Below are 22,271 nucleotides of genomic sequence, written 5' to 3'. Positions count from 1 at the left end.
CGTGGCATGAGTGAGCGACCCATGCTGCTGCTCAAGGCGACGGTTTCCTAGACGTACGGCCCCGGCCCTTGCGATTCGCAACAACAGCATACTGAGCGAAGTCTGGCGCCCTCACTACAAACAGAGCGAGGGACAACGCCACGACGCCTCCTACGGGTGTCGAAACCGCCGGGTAGCAAATTAGTGCCGGCGCCGTAGGCGTGGAAGCCACGTCCGTTCTTGCGGCCGAGGTGGCCCGCGGCACCCATGCGGCGCAGGAGGGCGGTTGGTGTGTCCAGGGGCTCCCTGAACTCCTCGCACATGGACTCGGCCATCGATTGAGCGGTGTCGAGGCCGATGAGGTCGAGCAGGGGGAGCGGGCGCATGGGGTGCGCGCAGCCCAGTTCCAAGCTTGGCCGAATGTCGTCGGGGCGAGCCGCGCCGGACTCCACCGCTCGGACCGCGCTGGACCCGGTGCCGACGACGGACGGCGCCCGGCCGGGTCGTTCGGTGGCGACGGCGAGGTCGACGATGGGGATGGAGGAGGTGTTGGTCGCCAGGACGGCCTCGGAGTCCTCAACCGACTTGTCCAGGGCACGCAGAACGTCGGTCCTGATGTCGCGGTTCTCGGCGACGGCCTCGACGACGAAGTGGCGGTCGGCCATCTCGCTGAGATCGTGGGTGAAGGAAAGCCTGGCCAGCGCCTGGTCCCACTGCTCCTCGGTGAGCTTGCCGCGCCCCATGCCTCGGCCGAGTGAGGCGGGCGGCTGCCAGTGGGCCTATCAGAGACGTTGTCCACTACGGGCGTGTACGACGACGGGTCGATGGTCGCGGACTGAATCCACGGCGCGGGGCGCAGCTGGCAAATCACCGTACTGAAGCCCCGACTGAGGTCGCTCACAAGGGTCTGTCGCGCCACAAGTTCGGCTGTGCGGGCCGTCTCTCTCGGCCGCTGCGCTGGCCCGCCGCTGTGCCGGGACTCGAGCCTGCCGCAGCTCGGCCGACGCCGGGGCACGACTTCCGACTCCACACGATCTTGGACCAGCCCGCAGGTCCACCACCACACCCTCGATCCCGGATAGCCAGCGTCCGGGCAAGCCAACCATCTGCCCCGGCGGGTCCCTCTCACTCCCAAGCGCTCGCACTGCCGCCCCAGCATGACCCGAATCGGCACCGCCAGACCAAGATCCGGACCATTTCCGGACCAGCCCCCGACAGAAGGCTGCGCCAACTACCGTTTTACCTGGTCAGCGTAGGTGCAGCGGCTGTACCACCAGCAAGCGAAGAACCTGCCGGGAACAAACCGAGACGGCATCCCCCCGCCGGCAAGCAGCACCGAGATCGCTCACTGCCACAGACACTCACGCCTTATGGAAGTGCTACAAGACGACAGGCCGAGCGCCAGGTCCTGCCCCCTGGGTGCAACTCGGTCGCCCGCCAAGTCGGAACCCATCCGGTGACCACTCAGCCCGACGATGACCACCCCACACCCGCAAAGGTAGAACGCGAGCCACCGACAGCACCTGATGACGCGTCAGTAGAGTGAGCAAAGGGTTAGCAAGAGTCCTGCCACAGCCGCCCACAGACAGCCAGACCCTGAAACCGCCCAGCGCCGGAAACCGTAGCTGCGGCACACGCACCTGCTCCCCCGCGAGCGGCCTCCGAGCGGGAGACAGCACCGATAGCACGTCACCCACCCAGCACCGAATGATCAGTTATTTCCGCAGGTCAACGGGCCCTTCCCCGCGGCTTCAAAGGCGTCGGCGGCAGCTCGGGCGCGGGCAGCGGATCCCCGTGGTACCCCTTCACCTCCCCGAATCTCGACCCTTCCATCCAGTCCCTACGCGCCTGTGCGATCTCCTCCTGCGACCGTCCGATCCAGTTCCAGAACATGATCAGTTCCTCCTCGAAGGGCTCGCCGCCGAGGAGCATCAGGGAGGCGTGCGTGTCCGTGCGCAGGGGGAGTTCGGTGCGGCCGCAGCCGAGGTAGAGCATGGAGCCGGGGAGGACGGGGACGCCGTCGACGTGGGCCTCGCCGGACATGGAGAGGACGGCGTACTCGAAGTCGGGTTCGAGGGGCAGGCGCAGGTCGGCGCCCGGTGCGAGCGTGAGGTCGGCGCCGACGATCGGCGTGAACGTCGTACCGGGCGAGATCGCGCCGTCCAGGCTGCCGAGGATGAGGGTGGCGCTCAGGCCGGCCGCCGTGACGACGGGCAGTTCGGCGTGGTGCTCGAAGCGCGGGTCGGTGTGCCGGTGGCTGTCCGGCAGCGCCACCCAGAGCTGGGCGCCGTGCAGGAAGCGGGCGTGCGACTTCGGGCTCTCCTCGGAGTGGCTGATGGCCCGGCCCGAGGTCATCAGGCCCAGTTCGCGCGGGCGGACGGTCTGCAGGCTGCCCGTGGAGTCGCGGTGCAGCACCTCGCCCTCGTGCAGCCAACTGACCGTCTGCAGGCCCATGTGCGGATGCGGCGGCACCTGCATCCCGGGCTCGTCGGCGATGTCGTCGGGACCGTAGTGATCGATGAAGGCCCACGCGCCCACCATGCGGCGGCCCAGGTTGGGCAGCAGTCGCCGTACCTCGGTGGACTCGCCGAGCTTCACCCGGCGAGGGCTGAGGAGTTCACGGACGGGCTCGGCCACCACGAAGCCCCGGCCGCCGCACACCGCGGGCACCGCCTCGCGATCAAGATTGCTCATGCCCCACAACTTAGCCCCGCCCGGGGTGACGCGTGGAGTGCGCCGCCCTCCCGAGCAATATAGTAGCCATGGCTATGGTAGCCATGTACGGTATTCGGCATGAGTTCGGTCATCGAGGGCGCGACGCCCGGTTTTCTCGTCTGGCGGCTGTCCATGAAGTGGCGCGTCGCCGTCGACCGCGCGGTCGCTCCGCTGGGGCTGACGCACGCGCAGTACGCGCTGGTCGCGTCGTTGTACGGCATGCGCCGGGACGGGCTGCGGCCCAGTCAGCGGCAACTCGCCGACCACACCGGCCTGGAGGCCCTGTACGTCTCCAAGCTGGCCCGCGCCCTGGAGACCGCCGGACTGCTCGAACGCGCCCGTGACCCCCGCGACCCCCGTGCCGTACAGCTGGCGCTCACCGAGCAGGGGCGCGAGGTCACCCGGCGTGCGATCGAGGTCGTCCAGGGGCTGATGGGGCAGCTGCTGGAGCCGCTCGGGGGTCTCGACGGCGCCCGCACCCGGGAGTTCGCCCGCGAGCTGACCACGCTGCTCGACGTACCGCTCGACGTACCGCTCGTCCCGTTCACCGAACAGGCACACGAGAAGGAGCAATCATGACCACCACCACCGCACCCGACCTCGACCCCCGGGTCGTCGCCCTCGCCCACTACGCCGCCCGCGCGGTGCTGGAGAAGGTGCTCGCCGGGCACGGTCTGACGTTCCAGCAGTCGGTGACGCTGCGGGTCGTCGCGGTCGCCGAGGAACCCGTCGACCGGGAAGAACTCGTGGGCCGGGTCGTCGACTCGCTCAAGGTCGAGAAGGGCGAGATACGGCCCGTGGTCGAGGAGTTGGTCGCCGCGGGGCTCGTGGAGACGGATGCCGCACGGCCGTCGCGGCTCAGGATCACGGAGGCCGGGCGCGAGGCCTACCACCGATCCAGCGCCGAGATCGCCCCCATCACCGCCCGGATCTACGCCGGCATCCCGGCCGAGGAGCTCGCCGCCGCCGGTCGCACGCTGACACTCATCACGGAGCGGTACAACGCGGAGCTGGCCGCGCCGCGGTAACCCCGCCCCGCCCGGCTCGGGACATCCCGCAGCTCAGGGGCGCGTGGGCAGGAGGTTGCGCGGCGCAGGGGACCAGCGGGGCACGGGGAGGGCGCCGAGGGTTGGGGGAAGCCGGCGCCGACCGGAGGCGGGGGTGCGGCACAGGGCTTCCACCACGCAGGGCGCTGGGCGGCGGCCGACTGCCGACCGCCGACTGCGCGGCTCCCGTCCGCCGGCGTCCGCCTGCCGGGGCCCCCGAGACACGTCCTCGCCCCGCCCGCCGCAGAACCCCGAGCAGGCCGACCCCGGCAACCACCGACCACATGCGGCCCGACGCCCACAGCCCCCGCAGCCCCGCAGCCCCGGCCCACGCACAGCCCGCGCACGCCCCCGGCGCCCACGGCCCTCGTCCCACTCCGCCTCCGCCCGGCCGCCGCGCGCAGCCCCGGCACCCACCGGCCCGCCTACAGCCCCCGGCGACCACGTCCCCGTGCTACTTCGCCTCCACCTTGCCGCCGTACGACCGCTTGCCGCGTCGGTGGGCGATTTCGCCCAGGACGACGTCCACCGCGATGAACACGGCGAGCGGGATGCCGAGCAGGGGCACGAAGTAGCCGAGGACGGCGATGACGGCGAGCGCGGGGACCAGGATCTGGGGCGGTACGTGCTGCCAGGCGCCGCGCGGGATCGGGCGTCCGAAGGACGAGGCGCGGCCGCGCTGCCACCACATGCGGTAGCCCCAGACGATCAGCACGACCAGGGAGGCCGCGAGGGCGATCAGGACGAGCTGGTTGGCCAGGCCGAACAGGACGCCGGTGTGGGCGTCGATGCCCCAGCGCGACAGCTTGGCGAGGATCGGGAAGTCGGCGAACCGGAGGGTGTCGGTGACCTCGGCGGTCGCCGGGTCGACGGCCACCGCGTCCTGCTTGGTGGGCCAGCTGCGCTGGACCTGCTTGACCACGTACGCGGAGGACGCGTCGGCGGGCGGCACGATCTCCACCGGGTCGCCGAGGCCCTCGGCCCGCGCGGCGGCCAGGATCTTGTCCAGGTCGCCCTCCGCGGCCGTCGTGCCGTCCGTCGAGCCGCCCCCGTGGGCCCCGTGGTCGCCCTGCGCGGACGAGATGGCCGGGGTCGCCTGGTGGAGTTCCGTGCGCAGGACCTCGATGTTGGCGCCCGCGTACGTGGACCAGGTCAGACCGGTCGCCGAGAGGAAGAAGAAGCCGAGGGCCGCCCAGACGCCGACCGTGCCGTGCAGGCCCAGGGTGCGGCGCCGGCCGGAGGTGCCGCGCACCTTGCGCTGGGCGCGGCGGCGCGCGAACCAGAGCACCAGACCGCCGCCCGAGATGACCCACAGCCAGCTGGCGGCGAGTTCGCTGTAGAGCCGGCCGGTCTCGCCGAGCTGGAGGTTGGCGTGGAACTTGTCGATCCAGGTCCGCACCGGCAGCGCGCCCGTGGAGCCGTACTGCTCCAGCGCCCCGCGCACCTCGGCCGTGTACGGGTCGACGAACACCGCGAGGGTGTTGGTCTCGTCGATGCCCTCGACGCCCGTCAGCATCACCCTGGTCGTCGCGTCGTCCTCGGGTGAGGGGCGTACGGCCGAGATGGTGCCCTCGGGGTGCGCCTTGCGGGCGGCGGCCACCTGTTCGGAGATCGGCAGCTTCCCGTCGCCGATCTTGGCGACGGTCATCTGGTCCGCGTAGACGATCCTCTCGACCGTGAACGAGGCGGCGTACAGGCCGCCGGTCAGGGCGGCGACCAGCAGGAACGGGGCGACGAGGACGCCCGCGTAGAAGTGCAGCCGCAGGACGAGCGGTCGGAGCGAGGCCCAGCCTCTCGTCGAGCCGTCCGGCTTGGCGAGGGGTTTCTGGGGCTCGTCCGTCTCGGTCGAGGGGGCGATGGTCATCGGCGGGTGCTCCGGGATGCGGGGACGTCGTGGCGGTTCAGTAGTCGGGGCGTGCCCCTTCCGAGTTCCCGGCAGTTGAAGTGATGTGGGTCACATACCGGTCGACGGTGTGCGTCTCCCCCGCGGGCGCCTCCGCGCGAGCCGCCCCGCGTCGCGAGAACCGCCCCGCACCTCGAGAGCCGCCTCGCGTCGCGCGAGCCCGGTTGGCATCCTGGCCCGATGGCTTCCGAACGTGACCGCATCGAGTCCCGCCCCTTGAGCGACCGGGTCGAGGAACTCCTCGCCCACGAGGGGCCGCTGCCGATCGTCGCGGCGGGCGACCCGGTCCTGCGCCGCACCGCCGAGCCCTTCGACGGCCAGCTGGAGCCGGGGCTCCTCGCCCGCTTCGTCGCCGCCCTGCGCGCCACCATGCACGCGGCCCCGGGCGTCGGTCTCGCCGCGCCCCAGGTCGGCGTCCCCCTGCGCCTCGCGGTGATCGAGGACCCCGCCCCGGTCCCGGAGGAGGTCCGGCTCGCCCGGGGCCGGGTGCCGCAGCCGTTCCGCGTCCTGGTCAATCCGGCGTACGAGGCGGTCGGGCCGTACCGTGACGCGTTCTACGAGGGCTGTCTGAGCGTGCCGGGCTGGCAGGCCGTGGTGGCCCGGCACGCCAAGGTGCGGCTACGGGCGCTCGACGAGCACGGGCGGTCGGTGGACGAGGAGTTCGCGGGGTGGCCGGCCCGGATCGTCCAGCACGAGACGGACCACCTGAACGGCACGCTCTATCTCGACCACGCCGAACTCCGGTCCCTCTCCACGAACCAGGCGATGGCCGACCGCTGGAACGACCCGACCCCGGCCAGGGCCGCGCGGGAGCTGGGCTTCCTCCTGCCCGACTAGCCGCGTCGGCCCGGCCGCCCCCCGTTCCGCCCGGTTCAGCCCCGGTACGCCTCCAGCAACCGCAGCCACACCTCGCTGATCGTCGGGTACGACGGCACCGCGTGCCAGAGGCGGCTGATCGGGACCTCTCCGGCGACGGCGACGGTGGCGGAGTGGATCAGCTCGCCGACGGCGGGGCCGACGAAGGTGACGCCGCGCAGGATCTCGCGATCCAGGTCGACGACCATGCGGGCGCGGCCCCGGTAGCCGTCGGCGTACAGACCCGCGCCCGCGACGGAGGAGAACTCGACGTCGACCGCGCGGACGCGGTGACCGGCCTGTTCGGCCTCGGCGAGGGAGAGACCGACGGCGGCGGCCTCGGGGTCGGTGAAGACGACCTGGGGGACGGCGGCATGGTCGGCGGTGGCCGCGTGGGCGCCCCACGGATCGCTCTCCAGAAGCGGGACTCCGGCCGCGCGGGCGGCGATGGCGGCCCCGGCGATCCGGGCCTGGTACTTGCCCTGGTGGGTGAGGAGTGCCCGGTGGTTGACGTCCCCGACGGCGTACAGCCAGTCGCTGCCCGTCACCCGGAGGCTGTCGTCGACGGGCAGCCAGGAGCCGGGTTCCAGGCCGACGGTGTCGAGGCCGAGGTCGTCGGTGCGCGGGGCGCGTCCGGTGGCGAAGAGGATCTCGTCGGCCTCCAGGCGGTCGCCGGTGTCGGTGAGGGCCACCACGGTCCCGTTCTCGCGGGAGACCGCCGTCACCGAGGTGCCCGTGCGGACGTCCGCACCGGCCTCGGTGAGCGCCTCGGCGACCAGTTCGCCGGCGAAGGGCTCCATCCGGGGCAGCAGGCCCTTGCCGCGGACGAGGACCGTGACCTCGGAGCCGAGGGACCGCCAGGCGGTGGCCATCTCGACGGCGACGACACCGCCGCCGACGACGATCAGCCGGCCGGGGACCTCCTGCGCGCTGGTGGCCTCCCTGCTGGTCCAGGGCCGGACCTCGGCGAGTCCCGGCAGGTCGGGCAGGAGGGCGCGGCTGCCGGTGGAGACGACCACCGCGCGCCGGGCGGTGAGGACCTGCCGCCCGCCGTCGGGGGCGTCCACGACCACGCGGCGGGGCCCGGCCAGGCGCGCGTGCCCCCGGTACAGGGTGGCTCCGATGCTCTCCAGCCAGCCGATCTGGCCGTCGTCCTTCCAGTGGGCGGTCTCGTAGTCGCGGTGGGCGAGCACCTCGGCGGCGTCCAGCGGGCCGTCGACCAGGTGGCGCAGGCCGGGGACTCGGCGGGCGTCGGCGCGGGCGATCGCGGGGCGCAGCAGGGCCTTGCTGGGCATGCACGCCCAGTACGAGCATTCGCCGCCGACCAGTTCGCTCTCCACGATCGCGGTGGACAGTCCGGCCGCGCGGGTGCGGTCGGCGACGTTCTCCCCCACGGGTCCGGCACCGAGCACCACGACGTCGTACTCGATCGCCGTCGCTTCAGCCGCGCTCTCGGTGGTTCCGGTGTTTTCCGTATCCGTCATGGGGCCAGTCTGGTTGGTGGTGTGCGCCGTGGCCACACGGGTACGCGCGCGGAATACGCCACCGTCGGGTGGCGTTGTCGACAGCGGCTCGCCCGAGCACCTAGACGGACCAGGAAGAGGGATGTACGCCATGAGCAGCACCGTGGAGCTCACCAAGGAGAACTTCGACCAGACGGTCACCGACAACGAGTTCGTCCTGATCGACTTCTGGGCGTCGTGGTGCGGCCCGTGCCGACAGTTCGCCCCGGTCTACGAGAAGGCGGCGGACGAGAACCCCGACCTGGTGTTCGGCAAGGTCGACACCGAGGCGCAGCCGGAGCTGGCCCAGGCCTTCGGCATCCAGTCCATCCCGACGCTGATGATCGTCCGTGATCAGGTCGCGGTGTTCGCGCAGCCGGGCGCGCTGCCGGAGGCCGCGCTGACCGACGTCATCGGGCAGGCCCGCAGGCTGGACATGGACGAGGTCCGCAAGGCGGTCGCCGAGCAGCAGGGGCAGGTCGAGCAGAACGGTCAGTGAGCCGGGACGGCCGGGCGCGCCGCCCGGTGCCGGAGTGCGAGGGCGCGGCGCGTCGAACGTGCCCCGCTCCGGCGCCCGTTCGGCTCGGCTCGTTCGGGCTGTCCGGCTCGGCGGGTTCGGGTCGCCCCGCTCGCCTCGTCCGGCTCGGCTCCTTCGACTCGGCTCGGGTCGGGTCGGGGCCGGCTCGGGTGGTTCAGCTCGACTCGCGGTGGACGATCCGCGCGGCCAGTACGTCGTGCGTCGTGGGGAGGGTGGCGGGGTCGCGCACCACGCGGTCGACCAGCTCCGCGAGATCGCGTCCGGACGGCAGTTCCAGGTGGACGGTGCTCAGGCGCGGCCGCAGCAGCCGTCCGATCATCAGATCGTCGGCCCCGACCACGGCGGTCTCGTCGGGGATGCCGATGCCTTCGTCCTGAAGGGCCCGCATCAGCAGCATCGCGTACTCGTCGTTGTACGCGAACACCGCGTCCAGGCCCAGGGAACGCCAGTCACGGGCGAGCCGGGCCGCGGCCGCCTCGTCGTACGTGAGCGGCAGTTCGGTGACCGTCGCCTCCGTGCCCCGCACCGCGCGTCGTACGCCCGCCAGACGGGGCTGGGAGAAGACCCCGAAGCCGGGCTCCTCCGGCACGACGACCCCGATCCGGCGGCGGCCGCGCTCGACCAGGTGCCGTCCCGCGCTGTGGCCGACGCCCGCGTGGTCCAGGATCAGCGCGTGGGCGCCCTCGACGGGTTCGGGGGTGAGGGTGACGACGGCCTTGGCCCCCGAGCGCTTGAGGACGGCCACGCCCTGCGGACCGATACCGACACCGGGCACGATCACGGCCACCGGGCGCAGTTCGGCCCAGGCGCGGGCGGCGTCGTCGCCGCGCAGACCGATGCCGCCGTGCTGCACGACGGTGTAGTCGAGTCGGCTCAGGGCCCACTGGATCTCGTTGATGAACTGGCTGTAGAGCGGGCCGATGGGCACGTTCGGGGTGGGCATCAGAACCAGGCGGCTGTGGCCGGCGCGCAGGCTGCGGGCCGCCGCGTGGGGGACGTAGCCGAGTTCCTTGGCCGCCTCGTGGACCCGGCGGCGGGTCGGTTCGCTGATACGGACCGCGCTGGTGTTGTTCAGGACGTAGCTGACCGTCGCGCGTGAGACACCCGCGAGTCGTGCCACGTCGGCGCTCGTGGGCACGGATCGCTGCAGGGGCGAGGGCGAGGCGGGCTCTTTCGGTATCTGCACCATGAGGACGGCATCCTTGCAGAAGCTGTGAAGGTCGTTCCGGCCGGGGGAGTACCGGCCATGCGGGAGCTCGGGGTCGGGCCACCGATCTTTGTGGCAGGGCAGTTTGGCGAATGTGTTCGAAATCTGTGCAACCCGGCAGCCAATTCGCGCCATCTCCACAGAGGCGGGCCGAAGGTCGCCCCGTACGCGCGTACGACCCGTCGGCCCGCGCGCCCGACGGGTGACCCCGTACCTGGCCACGGCCGTATGACCGCCGCTGCGGCAGCGCACTCGGGTGCATCTCCCCCGTCCGGTGTCCGGTCACCCGTGTGGGTGTCTTGTGACGATGACACCCGAAAGCTATGGCGTGAACTGTGTGCCGGATGTGGGCGCGACGCCGCTCCCGGCCTCCCACGGCCACCCGCCGATCGGCGGGCAACCTCCGCCGTACGACGGCGTCCGCGTGCCCCGCCGCGGCGCTCATCATCACGGTACGAACCGCCCGCGCCCCCTTCGCGGTACGACCGTGGACGCGGTACCCGCACGAGGAGAAGCCCATGACCGTGATCCCGCCGCCCTTCGATCCTGAACTCGCCGCGGCTCTGGAGGCGTTGAAGGACATGGTCCCGCGCGAGCTGAGCATGGACGACATCCCCCTGCTGCGCCAGGGGCCGGGCATCGAGCTGCTGGCCGGCCTGGACCTCACCATGGACGGGTTCTTCGAGGTCGAGGACCGGCTGGTGCCGGGGCCCGAAGGCGCGCCGGAGATCTCGTTGCTCATCTGCCGCCCCACCGCCCCCGTGCAACGGGGTCCGCTGCCGGTGATCTATCACGTCCACGGCGGCGGCATGATCGTCGGCAACAACCGGGTCGGGGTGGACGAGCCGCTGACCTGGGCACGGGAGCTGGGCGCGGTCGTGGTGTCCGTGGAGTACCGGCTGGCTCCCGAGCATCCGCATCCGGCGCCCGTGGAGGACGTCTACGCGGGACTGCTGTGGACGGCCGAGCACGCGGACGAGTTCGGGGGCGACGCCGGGCGGATCGTGATCGCGGGGGCCAGCGCGGGAGGTGGACTGACCGCCGCGCTCGCGCTGCTCACGCGGGACCGGAAGGGGCCCCGGCCGATCGGGCAGGTGCTGATGTGCCCGATGCTCGACGACCGCAACGACACGCCGTCCGTGCACCAGATGGCGGGGCGGGGGGTGTGGGACCGGACGGCCAACGAGACGGGGTGGACGGCGCTGCTGGGGGCGCGGCGGGGTGGGCCGGACGTGTCCGCGTACGCGGCGCCGGCGCGGGCGGAGGATCTGACGGGGTTGCCTCCGGCGTTTCTCGATGTGGGGTCGGCGGAGACGTTCCGGGACGAGGTCGTCGCTTATGCGTCTCGGTTGTGGCAGGCGGGTGGGGTGGCGGAGCTGCATGTGTGGGCGGGGGGATTCCATGGGTTCGACGGGTTGGCTCCGCAGGCGGCGGTGTCCCGGGACTGTCGGGAGGCTCATGTGCGGTGGTTGCGGCGGTTGATCGGGGAGTAGTTTTCTCGCCCCCGCCGCCCCTACCCGTCCCATCCTGAAGGGGCTGCGCCCCTTCGACCCCCAGACGTCCGTCCGGTGGGGGCTGGTCGCGCAGTTCCCCGCGCCCCTGAAAGGCCTACGGCCATTTCGGGGCGAAAAAGCAGGGGCGCAGCCCCGCTTTTTCAGGGGCGCGGGGAACTGCGCGAGAAGCCCCACCGGGCCCGCAGTCGAACGCGCGGGTCCACCGGCGGAGCCATGGCGCACTATGGGCTTATGAAAGAGCTGGCTGGGCGGCTGACCGCGGTGGATCCCGATGCCGGGGCCGCCGTGCGGGTCATCGCCTACTTCGACGCGCTGGCCGAGGCACGGGCCGGGCTGGAGGCGCTGGTGCGCGGGGCGGCCGTGCTGGCCGGGTGCCCCGCGCGGCTGGTCGACGCCGAGCGGCGCGTGCGGGTCCGGGTGGAGCCCGACGGACGGCGCCGGGACAGTGATCTGCCGCCGGACCCGGCCTGGCCGTCCGCCGCGCTCGCCCCGGGCGGTGCGCCCGCGCTCTGGCTGGAGCGGGCCGGGGGTGCCGAGCCGAGCGTCGTGGACGCGGTCATCCTGGAGCGCGCCGTCGGCGCCCTACGGCTGGTCCTGGACCGGACCCGGGGTCGCGCGCCCGTCTCCCCCGACGACGACCCGGCGCTCGTCGAGACCGTCCTCGACCCCACCGCCGCCGAGCGGGACCGGCTCCACGCCGCCCGGCGCCTCGGCCTCGACCCCGACGACCCCACGACCCTGACCCGCGCCGTCGCCCCGCTCGAGGGCCGCCCCCGCATCCTGCGCGTACGCGGGGAAGAGCAGCCGGCCGAGCTTCCCGCGGGGCGGGTCGGGGTCGGGCCCGCGGTGCCCGTGCTCGGGTTGCCCGGGTCCTGGCAGGGCGCGCGGACTGCGTTGCGGTTCACGGCCGAGGGCACCGCGCGCGACCCCGGTGAGCGGGTGGTGTTCGCCGACGACCTCGGCGGCATCGCCCTCCTCGCCGCGCTGGCCAGTCCCGGGGCCGAACCCCCGCCCGATGTACGGGACTTGGAGCGGGCGGCGGCGGACTCGCCCTGGATGCTGGCCACGCTGCACGCCGTCGCCTCGACGTCGAGCCTGCGGTCCGCGGCCACCACCGTCAACGTGCACCACTCCACCCTCCAGGACCGCCTGATCCACGCCGAGGCCCTCCTCGGCTGGCCGGTCCGCACCCCGCAGGGCCGGCTCCGCCTCCAGCTGGCCCTCACCATGCGCCACCTGGCCCGCGGCTGAGCGACCTCGCGAGGCGACGGCGACGGCGACGCTCGTACCTCCTCCCCGCGAATCGCCGCCCCCGTCAGCGAACTCGTCCTCCCCGTACCCCCGCGGCCGCGCGGACGTTACCGTTCGGTAGAAAGTCCTGCTTCCGGAGGTGTTCCGTATGGGTGTGGACCGTGCGCCGGGTCTCGTGGAGTGTGCTCGGGCGCTGGCCGCCGGGGAGGTGACGTCACGGGCGTTGGTGACGGCGGCCCTCGCGCGGATCGAGGCGAGTCAGGGCACCGTGAACGCGTTCCGGCGAGTGCGGGCCGAGGCCGCGCTCATGGAGGCGGAGGCGGCGGACAAGGAGCTGGCGGAGGGCGGGCGGCGGCCGTTGCTCGGTGTCCCCGTGGCCGTGAAGGACGACATGGACGTGGCGGGTGAACCGACCGCGTTCGGCTGCCGGGGCGAGTTCCCCTCGCTGCCCGAGGACGGCGAGGCCGTACGGCGGCTGCGCGCGGCCGGGGCGATCGTCGTCGGCAAGACCAACACCTGCGAACTGGGCCAGTGGCCGTTCACCGAGGGACCGGCCTTCGGCGCCACCCGGAACCCCTGGCACCCGGACCACACCCCGGGCGGCTCCTCCGGTGGCTCGGCGGCTGCCGTGGCCGCCGGGCTCGTACCGGCCGCGCTGGGCTCGGACGGCGCCGGGTCGGTCCGCATCCCGGCCTCCTGGACCCATCTCGTCGGCATCAAGCCCCAGCGCGGCCGCATCTCGACCTGGCCGCACGCGGAGTCCTTCCAGGGCATCACCGTCAACGGCACCCTCGCCCGCACGGTCGCCGACGCCGCCCTCCTCCTCGACGCGGCAAGCGGCAACCACGAGGGCGATCTGCACCGGCCGGCCGCCATCAACGCCTCCGAGGCCGTCGGGAGGGACCCGGGACGGCTCCGCATCGCCCTGTCCCTGAAGCCACCGTTCACCGCACTGCCCGCACGGCTCGACGCTCGCGTGGAGAAGCAGGTGCGGGCGGTGGCGGAGCAGCTCGCCGCGCTCGGGCACGTGGTGGAGGAGGCCGAGCCCCGGTACGGGCAGATCGGACTGACGTTCGTCCCGCGCGCCACCGCCGGGATCGCCGAACGGGTCCGCGCCCTCACCGAGCCGGGCCTCCTCGACCGGCGCACCCTCGACGCCGCCCGCCTCGGCCGGCTGCTCGGCGGGGCGCCCCTGCGGCTGGCCCGCCGCGCGGAGGTCACACTGCACCGGCGGATCGGCGCGCTCTTCTCGTCGTACGACGTGCTGCTGGCGCCGACGACCGCCACTCCCCCGCCGCGTGTCGGGTCCATGGCGAACCTCGGCGGGCTCGGCACCGACCGCGCGATGATCGCGGCCTGCCCGTACGCCTGGCCGTGGAACGTGCTGGGCTGGCCCGGGGTGAACGTCCCGGCGGGGTTCGTGGACGACCGGCTCCCGGTGGGCGCCCAGTTGCTCGGCCCCGCGAACAGCGAGCCCCTCCTGCTGTCGCTGGCCGCACAGTTGGAGGCGGACCAGCGCTGGCACGAACGGTGGCCGCCGGACCACACCACCGCGAACTCGCCCGCCGTGTGAGCGGGTTCGGTGCCCGGGGCCCGACCCGTACGCTGTGACCATGGACGAAGCGTCGATGGTCGGGCTGATGGGACGGGTGACCGGTGCGGTCGGTCCCGGGCTCGTCGGGGAGGTGATCGTCCGGGTGCGGGGCGGCGCCGAGCATTTTCTCGCCTACCCCGCCTCCGCGAAGGACCGGATCGAGCCGGGAACCCTGGTGATGGTGATCGAGTACCTGCCGCCGCGCACCGTGTACGTGTCGGCGGCGTACGACAGTTGACGGTGTGTGAGGTGTCCCGGCCGCGCTCTGTCGGCGTTCGGGAACCGGTTGGCATCAGGACTGCAACAACGGTCTCCCGGTACCTGTACCACCGCCGGACCACGCGGGACACTCCCGACGTTCGGTGCCGAAAGGGCACCTGGCCAAGGGGGTTGTGCCGATGTTCATCGGCATCATCGCGGGGGCGGCCGTAGTCGTCGTCCTGGTACTGATCGCTCTGTTCAAGCTCATGTGGCGGGTCGCCGAACCCAACGAGGCGCTGATCATCTCCGGCTCCAAGCACAAGATGGAGGGCCTGACGGAAGGCATGAACTTCCGTATCGTCACCGGGCGCGGCACTCTCGTACTGCCCGGGATGCAGGCGGTGCGCAAGCTGTCGCTCGATCTGAACCAGACCGAGCTGGCCGTGGAGTGCGTGACCTTCCAGGGCATTCCGCTGAAGATCCGGGGCGTGGTCATCTTCAAGGTGGGCGACGACTTCGTGTCCATCGCGAACGCGGCCCGCCGCTTCCTCGGTCAGCAGAAGCGGGTCTCGGAGCGGGTGCACAACGTGTTCGCCGGTCATCTCCGGTCCATCGTGGGCGGGTTGACGGTCGAGGACATGATCCGTGACCGCGAGAAGCTGACCGGGCAGACGCGGGCCGCGTGCGGTACGGAGATGGAGAAACTGGGTCTGATCGTCGACTCGTTGCAGATCCACGAGATCGAGGACCCGACCGGATACATCAAGAACCTGGCCATGCCGCACGCGGCGGCCGTCCAGCGGGACGCCCGTATCGCGCAGGCCGAGGCCAACCGGCTCGCCACCGAGGCCGAGCAGCAGGCGGCCGCGCGCATGGCGGAGGCCACCCGGGACAGCGAGATCCTCCAGGCCGGCTACCAGGCCGAACGGGACAACGCCTCGGCACGGGCCAAGCAGGCCGGTCCCCTGGCCGAGGCGGCCGCCCTACAGGAGGTCGTCGTCCAGGAGACCCGGGTCGCGGAACTGGCAGCGGCCCGGCGCGAGCAGCAGCTCCAGGCGGACGTCCGCAAGCCGGCCGACGCCAAGGCCTACGAGAAACGAACGCTCGCCGAGGCCGAGCGCGACGCCCGTATCTCCGCCGCGCAGGCCAAGGCCAAGGAGACCGAACTGGCGGCGGCCGCGGAGGCGACCGCGACGCAGGTCACCGGTGAGGCCGAGGCCGCCGCGCGGCAGGCGAAGGGGCTCGCCGCCGCCGAGGCCACGCGGGCGAAGGGGCTCGCCGAGGCCGAGGGCATCAAGGCGCGGAGCGCCGCGCTGGCGGAGAACCAGGAGGCGGTGATCGCGCAGCAACTGGCCGAGCGGTGGCCGGAGATCGTGCAGGCGGGGGCGTCCGCGTTCGGGAACGTCGACAACATGGTGCTGCTCAACGGGGCCGACGGGATGGCGGACATGTTCGCCAAGGCGCTCACGATGGGCGGGACCGGGTTGGGGCTGGCCCGGCAGTTGTTGTCGTCCATGAACCAGAACGGGGTACCTGCCGGCGGCTCGGCCGGGGTCAATGGGGTGCCCGTGGAAAAGGTCGCTGTGGAGAAGGTGCAGGTCGAAAGAGAGTCGTAGCGCCGTAGCTTCGACTGTTGGTGGTCGGCTGCGGGTTGATCGTGGTTGGTCGCGCGGTTCCCCGCGCCCCTCCGGGGGCGCGGGTCGCGGCAGCGGCTAGCGTGAGGGCGTGACTTCCTTCGCCGAGCAGGACGTGCCGGGGCGCTACGGGCCCTTCGCCACCACCGAGGCCGAGCCTCGTGATGTCGGGCGGGTGCGGACCGAGTACTCGCCCGCGTACGACGGGGACCCCGATCCCGGGGAGATCGTGTGGACGTGGGTGCCGTTCGAGGAGAACGACGGGCGGGGGAAGGACCGGCCCGTGCTGGTCGTGGCCCGGGAGGCCGGAGGGACCTTGCTCGCCGTGCAGTTGTCGAGCAAGCGGCATGACGGGGACCGGGAGTGGGTGCCGATCGGGAGCGGGCCGTGGGACCGGTCGGGGCGGGACTCCTGGGTGGACGTGGACCGGGTGCTGCGGCTGCACGAGGCGGGGATGCGACGGGAGGCGTGCGCGCTGGACCGGATGCGGTTCAACTCCGTCGTGCGGCGGTTGCGGGAGCGGTACGGGTGGCGGTAGGGCCGTGTGTCGGCTGCGGGTCGGTGGGGGCTGGTCGCGCCCACGCGGCGGAGCCGCACATGGACACGGACCCGCGCCCCTAGAGGGGCGCGGTTGCCGCGAACTCTCGTTCGAAGGCGCTCCGGACGACCGCGCCCTTCGTGCGGTCCAGGATTCCGAACACCACGTGCGCGAACGCGCCCTCGAAGCGGCCGCCGTCCATGAGCAGGGCCCGGAAGGCGGTCGCCACCTGTGTCGGGTCGTTGCCGAAGACGCCGCAGCCCCAGGCGCCGAGGACCAGGCGGCGGTAGCCGTGGGCCACGGCCGTCTCCAGGACGCGTTCCGCGCGGACGGCCAGGGCGCGCGGGAGTTCCGGTGCGCGCTCCGGTGTCGTACGGCGCACGACCGACGCGTTCGGGGCGGCCGAGGTGAGGAAGCCGGTGGTGTACGGGGTGTCGAGGAGGGTGCCCCGGTCGTCACGGAAGACGGGGACGGCGGGCGAGTGGATGACCCGGTCCGTGTAGAACGGGTCGCGGTGGGCGCGGTGGTGGTCGTAGAAGTCGCGGGCCTCGCGGACGCAGGTGTAGAGGGCGGAGGCCCGGCAGAGGGCTTCCTCCTGGGCCTGGGCGCCGTTGAGATAGCCGCCGCCGGGGTTGCGGGCGGAGGAGAAGTTGAGGACGGCCACGGGGGTGGTGCCGGTGGTCGTGAGCCGGTGGGCGGCCTCCAGGCTGCTCTCGCCGGTGACCTCGACGGTCGACGGGACCGGGTCGACCGGTGGGGTCGGTACCGGGGCCGGGCCGTACAGGCGGGTGCCGGAACGTGCGGCCTCGATCTCGGCCGCGAGGGAGACCTCGTGGCCGGCGGGGGCGCGATAGCCGCCCGTCGCGACGATCCGCTCGGTCTCGTGCGCGATTCCGCGCAGGCGGGCGCTCATCGCCCCACCGCCCTGTCTCCCGCGAGCGCTGCCCGCGTGTGCTCCCCCGTCGTGCTCATGTGCGCATCCTGGGCGATGCTGGTGAGTGACCGCAACGGAGTTTCCTCGTGTGAATGACCCGGTACGGGTACGGGAAGAGGTGTCTGAGTCACCGGAAACGGAGATCGCCGATCCGCATTGCCACGATGTGCCCCCTTGTGCGAAAGCGGCGCGAGGGTTTTGGGTGGGACGAGTGCCGCCGGTCCCGCCCCACCGGGCGCGGAGCGGTGGCTTGGCTTGGCAGATGGCATCTCAGGAGGATCCCGACATGTCAGATTCGACGAGTGGCTGTACGGAGCACCGCTCCTCGGTCACCGAGGCGGAGGTGGAGGCCCTGGTCCGGGGCATCTGCTTCAAGACCGGCCCACCCCGCACCCTCGGTGTCGAGCTGGAATGGCACATCCACGAGCTGCGTGATCCGCGGCTCCCGGCAACACCCGCACGACTCGACGCGGCCTACGCCGCACTGCGGACCCTGACCCTGAACTCGGCCCTGACCGTCGAACCCGGCGGCCAGCTGGAGCTCAGCTCGGCACCGGCCGGCTCCCTGATGGAGTGCGTCGGGTCCGTCTCGGCCGACCTCGCCGCCGTACGCGCGACACTGCGTGAGGCGGACCTCGGCATCAGCGGTCACGGCCACGAACCCTGGAACCCCCCGACCCGCTACCTCCACGAGCCCCGGTACGACGCGATGGAGATCTATCTCGACCGTTTCGGACCCGAGGGGCGGGCCATGATGTGCTCCTCCGCCTCGGTGCAGGTGTGTCTCGACGCCGGGTACGAGGAGCCGGGCCCCCTCGGCCACCGGCGGCGCTGGTGGCTGTCGCACCAGCTCGGCGCCGTACTGCTGGCGGCGTTCGCGCACTCCCCGCTGGCGCGCGGCCGGGTCACCGGCCGGCGTTCGACGCGGCAGGCGCTGTGGGCCGCCATGGACCCCGGGCGGACGGACGCGCCCTCGCTGGACGGCGACCCGCGCGCGGCGTGGGCCCGGCTGGTGCTGGACGCGCCCGTGATGTGCGTCCGGGCCGACGACGGCCCGTGGGGTGTGCCCGGAGCGATGACGTTCCGGGAGTGGACGCGGTCCGACACCCCGCCGAGCCGCGCCGACCTCGACTACCACCTGACGACGCTGTTCCCGCCGGTGCGCCCGCGTGGCCATCTGGAGTTCCGCATGATCGACGCCCAGCCCGGCGAGGACGGGTGGATCGTGCCGCTCGCCGTGACGACGGCGCTGTTCGAGGACCCGGAGGCCGCCGAGACCGCGTACCGCGCCGTCAAACCCCTCGCGGAGCGGGCCGGTTCGCAGCCGCCACCGCGCAATCCGCTGTGGGAGGCGGCGATCCGCGACGGGCTGACGGATCCCGAACTGCGGGAGACCGCGGTCGTCTGCTTCGCCGCGGCGGCCGAGGCCCTGCCCAGACTCGGGGCGAGCCCCGAGGTGCGGGACGCGGTCGCGGCGTACACCGACCGCTATGTGGCGCGGGGACGCTGCCCCGCCGACGATCTGCTCGACCTGTTCCACGGGAAGGACATCCCCGCATGACCGCACCCGAGACGCCGGCTCCGACGGCCGGCGCCGACCCCGACATACTCCGGGAGCGCGCGCTGGCGGCGCTGACCACGGCCCGGGCCCGCACCGCGCTCCTGACCACCGCCGTCGACGAACCCGATCTCACCGCTCAGCACTCGCCGCTGATGTCGCCCCTGGTGTGGGACCTCGCCCACATCGGCAACCAGGAGGAGCTGTGGCTGCTGCGGAACGTCGCCGGTCGGGGGGCGATGCGGCCCGACATCGACGGGCTGTACGACGCCTTCGAGCATCCGCGCTCCGAGCGGCCCTCGCTGCCGCTGCTGCCGCCCGAGGAGGCCCGCGGGTATCTGGCGGAGGTGCGCGGCCGGGCGCTGGACGTGCTGGAGAGCATCGACTTCCACGGCACCCGGCTCACCGACGCGGGCTTCGCCTTCGGCATGATCGCCCAGCACGAACAGCAGCACGACGAGACGATGCTGATCACCCATCAGCTTCGCAGGGGACCGGCGGTGCTGTCCGCCCCGGACCCGGAGCCCGTCCCGCTGTTCACCGGACCGGTCGAAGTCCTCGTCCCCGGTGGCGAGTTCACGATGGGGACCTCGGACGAGCCGTGGGCGCTGGACAATGAGCGGCCCGCGCACCGGCGGACCGTCCCGGCGTTCCACATCGACACCACGCCGGTGACGAACGGCGCGTACCAGGCGTTCATCGAGGACGGCGGTTACGACGACGAGCGCTGGTGGACGGCCGAGGGCTGGGACCACATCCGTGCGCACGGCATCCACGCGCCGCTGTTCTGGCGGCGCGACGGCCGACAGTGGCTGCGGCGGCGCTTCGGGGTCACGGAGGTCGTACCGGCCGACGAGCCGGTGCTGCACGTGTGCTGGTACGAGGCCGACGCGTACGCCCGCTGGGCGGGGCGGCGGCTGCCCACGGAGGCGGAGTGGGAGAAGGCCGCCCGGCACGACCCGGTCACCGGCCGCTCCGCCCGCTACCCGTGGGGTGACGCCGATCCGGAGCCCGAGCACGCCAACCTGGGCCAGCGGCATCTGCGCCCGGCGCCGGCCGGCAGCTATCCGGCGGGGGAATCCCCTCTGGGCGTACGGCAGTTGATCGGTGACGTGTGGGAGTGGACGTCGAGCGACTTCCTGCCCTACCCGGGGTTCACGGCGTTCCCGTACAAGGAGTACTCGGAGGTGTTCTTCGGCCCCGAGTACAAGGTGCTGCGCGGTGGCGCGTTCGCCGTGGACCAGGTGGCGTGCCGGGGGACGTTCCGCAACTGGGACTATCCGATCCGGCGGCAGATCTTCAGCGGCTTCCGCACGGCGCGGGACGCCTCCCCGGAGGTCGTGTGATGTGTCGTCATCTCGCTTATCTGGGGCCGGAGTCGGCGCTGGGCCGGATTCTGGTGGATCCGCCGCACAGCTTGTTCCGGCAGTCGTGGGCGCCCCGGCGGCAGCGGCACGGGACCGTCAACGCCGACGGTTTCGGGGTCGGCTGGTACGTCGAGGGCGACCCGGTGCCGGGGCGCTACCGCAGGTCCGGGCCCATCTGGGGGGACCTGTCCTTCACCGACCTCGCCCGGGTGGTCCGTTCCGGGGCGCTGCTGGCCGCCGTGCGGGACGCCACGGTGCCGGGTGCGGACAACGAGGCCGCGGCGGCGCCGTACGCAGCCGGGCCCTGGCTGTTCAGCCACAACGGGGCGGTCGCCGGCTGGCCCCGGTCGCTCGGGCACCTCGCGGACGGTCTGCCCGCCGCGGACCTGCTGTCGATGGAGGCCCGCAACGACTCCGCGCTCGTGTGGGCGCTGGTCCTGAACCGGCTGCGCGCGGGCGACGAGGAGGGCCAGGCGTTGGCCGACACGGTCCTCGACGTCGCCCGGGCGGCGCCCGGTTCGCGGCTCAACCTGCTGCTGACCAACGGGGAGGCGATCGCCGCGACGGCCTGGGGCGACACGCTCTGGTACCTCGCCGAGCCCGGCCGCAGCACGGTCGTGGCGTCCGAGCCGTACGACGACGATCCGCACTGGGTGGAGGTCCCGGACCGCACGCTGCTGGCGGCGAGCCGTACGGACGTCCTGCTCACCCCGCTCAAGGAGCTGGAGGAACCCATCCGCCCGCACGACGAGACCGACTCCGCACCGTCGAGGGAGCCTTCCGCGTGAGCCCGTTCCTTCTCACCCGCACCCTGCCCGAGGACGCCACCGACGCGGCCCTGCGCGCCGATGTCCTCCAGGGCCTGACCCGCACCCCGAAGACCCTGCCGCCGAAGTGGTTCTACGACGCGCGCGGCAGTGAACTGTTCGAGCGGATCACCGAGTTGCCCGAGTACTACCCGACCCGTGCCGAGCGGGAGATCCTCGTCGGCCGGGCGGGCGAGATCGCCGCGGCGAGCGGTGCGCGCACCCTGGTCGAGCTGGGGTCCGGCTCCTCCGACAAGACCCGGCATCTGCTGGACGCGATGCCGGGCCTGCACACCTATGTACCGGTCGACGTGAGCGAGAGCGCGCTGCGGCAGGCCGGGGAGGCGCTGGTCGCCGAGCGGCCGGGGCTGAACGTGCACGCGCTGATCGCCGACTTCACCGCCGGGCTCGAACTGCCCGAGACGCCGGGGCCGCGTCTGGTGGCGTTCCTCGGCGGCACGATCGGCAATCTGGTGCCCGTGGAGCGGGCGGCGTTCCTGGCCGCCGTACGGGGCCTGCTGGCGCCGGGGGACACACTGCTGCTGGGCACGGACCTGGTCAAGGACGAGGGGGTGCTGGTCGCCGCGTACGACGACGCGGCCGGGGTGACGGCCGAGTTCAACAAGAACGTGCTCAACGTGGTCGACCGGGAGCTGGGGGCGGACTTCGACCCCGACGCGTTCGACCATGTCGCCCTCTGGAACGCGGAGTGCGAGTGGATCGAGATGCGGCTGCGGTCCCGTGCGGCGCAGACCGTGAAGATCCCGGCGCTGGATCTCGCGGTCGATTTCGAGGCCGGGGAGGAGCTGCGGACCGAGGTGTCCGCGAAGTTCCGCAGGGAGGGGGTGCGGGCCGAACTGGCTTCTGTCGGGCTGGAGTTGACACGGTGGTGGACGGATGAGGAGGGGCGGTTCGCGCTGTCGTTGAGCGGGGTGCGGTAGGGAGGGGGCCGCGGTGGGGTGCGTTTCGGGTGCGGGTCCGGTGGGGCTGGTCGCGCAGTTCCCCGCGCCCCTGAAAAGCAGGGGCTGCGCCCCATGCTTTTCACCCCGCAGCCCCGTCGCTTTTCAGGCCGCGGGGGCCTGGTCTTTCAGGGGCGCGGGGAACTGCGCGAGAAGCCCCACCGGACCCG

The 22,271-nt window shown here is 72.6% G+C and carries 19 protein-coding genes and 1 pseudogene; 14 read left to right on the top strand and 6 right to left on the bottom strand.

The window, feature by feature from the left end:
- Positions 1-188: 188 nt before the first annotated feature.
- Together PUR53_RS01240 and PUR53_RS01235 are read right to left on the bottom strand one after the other, a co-directional pair.
- Positions 189-740: pseudogene (locus tag PUR53_RS01240) on the bottom strand (3-hydroxyacyl-CoA dehydrogenase NAD-binding domain-containing protein); the annotation flags it as partial.
- A gap of 967 nt (positions 741-1,707) precedes the next feature.
- Positions 1,708-2,673: a pirin family protein gene (locus PUR53_RS01235; protein WP_329907078.1), complete on the bottom strand. Its 966-nt coding sequence runs from the start codon at positions 2,671-2,673 to the stop codon at positions 1,708-1,710.
- A gap of 99 nt (positions 2,674-2,772) precedes the next feature.
- Here PUR53_RS01235 and PUR53_RS01230 point away from each other — a divergent pair, with 99 nt between their 5' ends.
- Together PUR53_RS01230 and PUR53_RS01225 are read left to right on the top strand one after the other, a co-directional pair.
- The gene (locus tag PUR53_RS01230; RefSeq protein ID WP_329896217.1) at positions 2,773-3,273 is read left to right on the top strand and encodes a MarR family winged helix-turn-helix transcriptional regulator; all 501 of its coding nucleotides are present in this window, start codon (positions 2,773-2,775) and stop codon (positions 3,271-3,273) included.
- Positions 3,270-3,722 carry a MarR family winged helix-turn-helix transcriptional regulator gene (locus PUR53_RS01225; RefSeq protein WP_329896218.1) on the top strand — a complete coding sequence of 151 codons (453 nt, stop codon included), beginning with the start codon at positions 3,270-3,272 and terminating at the stop codon, positions 3,720-3,722. Before PUR53_RS01230 ends, PUR53_RS01225 begins: the two co-directional genes overlap by 4 nt.
- Before the next feature lie 472 nt (positions 3,723-4,194).
- Here PUR53_RS01225 and PUR53_RS01220 read toward each other — a convergent pair whose 3' ends face one another.
- Entirely contained in the window at positions 4,195-5,604 is a 1,410-nt protein-coding gene (locus PUR53_RS01220; RefSeq protein ID WP_329896219.1) for a PepSY-associated TM helix domain-containing protein, read from the bottom strand.
- A gap of 219 nt (positions 5,605-5,823) precedes the next feature.
- Here PUR53_RS01220 and PUR53_RS01215 point away from each other — a divergent pair, with 219 nt between their 5' ends.
- On the top strand, positions 5,824-6,480 hold the full coding sequence (locus PUR53_RS01215; protein ID WP_329896220.1) for a peptide deformylase: 657 nt from the start codon (positions 5,824-5,826) through the stop codon (positions 6,478-6,480).
- 35 nt (positions 6,481-6,515) lie between these two features.
- On the opposite strand, the gene PUR53_RS01210 is transcribed toward PUR53_RS01215, so the two are convergent.
- Positions 6,516-7,982, bottom strand: a complete 1,467-nt coding sequence (locus PUR53_RS01210; protein WP_329907077.1) for a dihydrolipoyl dehydrogenase family protein — start codon at positions 7,980-7,982, stop codon at positions 6,516-6,518.
- Positions 7,983-8,112: 130 nt separating this feature from the next.
- Between PUR53_RS01210 and trxA the strand changes: the two genes are divergently transcribed.
- Positions 8,113-8,499, top strand: a complete 387-nt coding sequence (gene trxA, locus PUR53_RS01205) for a thioredoxin (protein ID WP_329896222.1) — start codon at positions 8,113-8,115, stop codon at positions 8,497-8,499.
- A gap of 193 nt (positions 8,500-8,692) precedes the next feature.
- Here the strand turns inward: trxA and PUR53_RS01200 are convergent, their stop codons facing one another.
- Complete coding sequence (locus PUR53_RS01200; RefSeq protein ID WP_329896223.1) at positions 8,693-9,727, bottom strand: LacI family DNA-binding transcriptional regulator; 1,035 nt, start codon at positions 9,725-9,727, stop codon at positions 8,693-8,695.
- A 536-nt stretch (positions 9,728-10,263) separates the two neighbouring features.
- On the opposite strand from PUR53_RS01200, the gene PUR53_RS01195 reads away from it, so the two are divergent.
- The 6 genes from PUR53_RS01195 (at position 10,264) to PUR53_RS01170 (ending at position 16,477) form a co-directional block, all read left to right on the top strand.
- Positions 10,264-11,238 carry an alpha/beta hydrolase gene (locus PUR53_RS01195; protein WP_329896224.1) on the top strand — a complete coding sequence of 325 codons (975 nt, stop codon included), beginning with the start codon at positions 10,264-10,266 and terminating at the stop codon, positions 11,236-11,238.
- A 252-nt stretch (positions 11,239-11,490) separates the two neighbouring features.
- Positions 11,491-12,510: a helix-turn-helix domain-containing protein gene (locus PUR53_RS01190; RefSeq protein WP_329907076.1), complete on the top strand. Its 1,020-nt coding sequence runs from the start codon at positions 11,491-11,493 to the stop codon at positions 12,508-12,510.
- A gap of 148 nt (positions 12,511-12,658) precedes the next feature.
- Positions 12,659-14,083 carry an amidase gene (locus PUR53_RS01185; protein ID WP_329896226.1) on the top strand — a complete coding sequence of 475 codons (1,425 nt, stop codon included), beginning with the start codon at positions 12,659-12,661 and terminating at the stop codon, positions 14,081-14,083.
- A 34-nt stretch (positions 14,084-14,117) separates the two neighbouring features.
- Entirely contained in the window at positions 14,118-14,342 is a 225-nt protein-coding gene (locus PUR53_RS01180) for a hypothetical protein (RefSeq protein ID WP_055513823.1), read from the top strand.
- 160 nt (positions 14,343-14,502) lie between these two features.
- Complete coding sequence (locus PUR53_RS01175) at positions 14,503-15,921, top strand: flotillin family protein (RefSeq protein ID WP_329896227.1); 1,419 nt, start codon at positions 14,503-14,505, stop codon at positions 15,919-15,921.
- A gap of 109 nt (positions 15,922-16,030) precedes the next feature.
- On the top strand, positions 16,031-16,477 hold the full coding sequence (locus PUR53_RS01170) for a type II toxin-antitoxin system PemK/MazF family toxin (protein WP_329896228.1): 447 nt from the start codon (positions 16,031-16,033) through the stop codon (positions 16,475-16,477).
- Positions 16,478-16,556: 79 nt separating this feature from the next.
- Here PUR53_RS01170 and PUR53_RS01165 read toward each other — a convergent pair whose 3' ends face one another.
- A complete protein-coding gene (locus tag PUR53_RS01165) occupies positions 16,557-17,390 on the bottom strand; it encodes a TIGR02452 family protein (RefSeq protein WP_329896229.1) in 834 nt (277 codons plus the stop codon).
- A gap of 307 nt (positions 17,391-17,697) precedes the next feature.
- Here PUR53_RS01165 and egtA point away from each other — a divergent pair, with 307 nt between their 5' ends.
- The 4 genes from egtA to egtD are packed head-to-tail and all read left to right on the top strand — an operon-like array spanning position 17,698 to position 22,083.
- Entirely contained in the window at positions 17,698-18,972 is a 1,275-nt protein-coding gene (egtA, locus tag PUR53_RS01160) for an ergothioneine biosynthesis glutamate--cysteine ligase EgtA (RefSeq protein WP_329896230.1), read from the top strand.
- The gene (gene egtB / locus PUR53_RS01155; protein ID WP_329907074.1) at positions 18,969-20,315 is read left to right on the top strand and encodes an ergothioneine biosynthesis protein EgtB; all 1,347 of its coding nucleotides are present in this window, start codon (positions 18,969-18,971) and stop codon (positions 20,313-20,315) included. The genes egtA and egtB overlap by 4 nt, the downstream gene beginning before the upstream one ends.
- On the top strand, positions 20,315-21,124 hold the full coding sequence (gene egtC / locus PUR53_RS01150; protein ID WP_329907073.1) for an ergothioneine biosynthesis protein EgtC: 810 nt from the start codon (positions 20,315-20,317) through the stop codon (positions 21,122-21,124). The genes egtB and egtC overlap by 1 nt, the downstream gene beginning before the upstream one ends.
- The gene (gene egtD / locus PUR53_RS01145; protein WP_329896233.1) at positions 21,121-22,083 is read left to right on the top strand and encodes an L-histidine N(alpha)-methyltransferase; all 963 of its coding nucleotides are present in this window, start codon (positions 21,121-21,123) and stop codon (positions 22,081-22,083) included. Before egtC ends, egtD begins: the two co-directional genes overlap by 4 nt.
- Positions 22,084-22,271: the final 188 nt, after the last annotated feature.

Source organism: Streptomyces sp. SP18BB07 (assembly GCF_036322545.1).
Lineage (GTDB): Bacteria > Actinomycetota > Actinomycetes > Streptomycetales > Streptomycetaceae > Streptomyces > Streptomyces deccanensis.
Note: the sequence above shows the minus strand (reverse complement) of the source record. Positions and strands in the feature narration are given on the sequence as shown.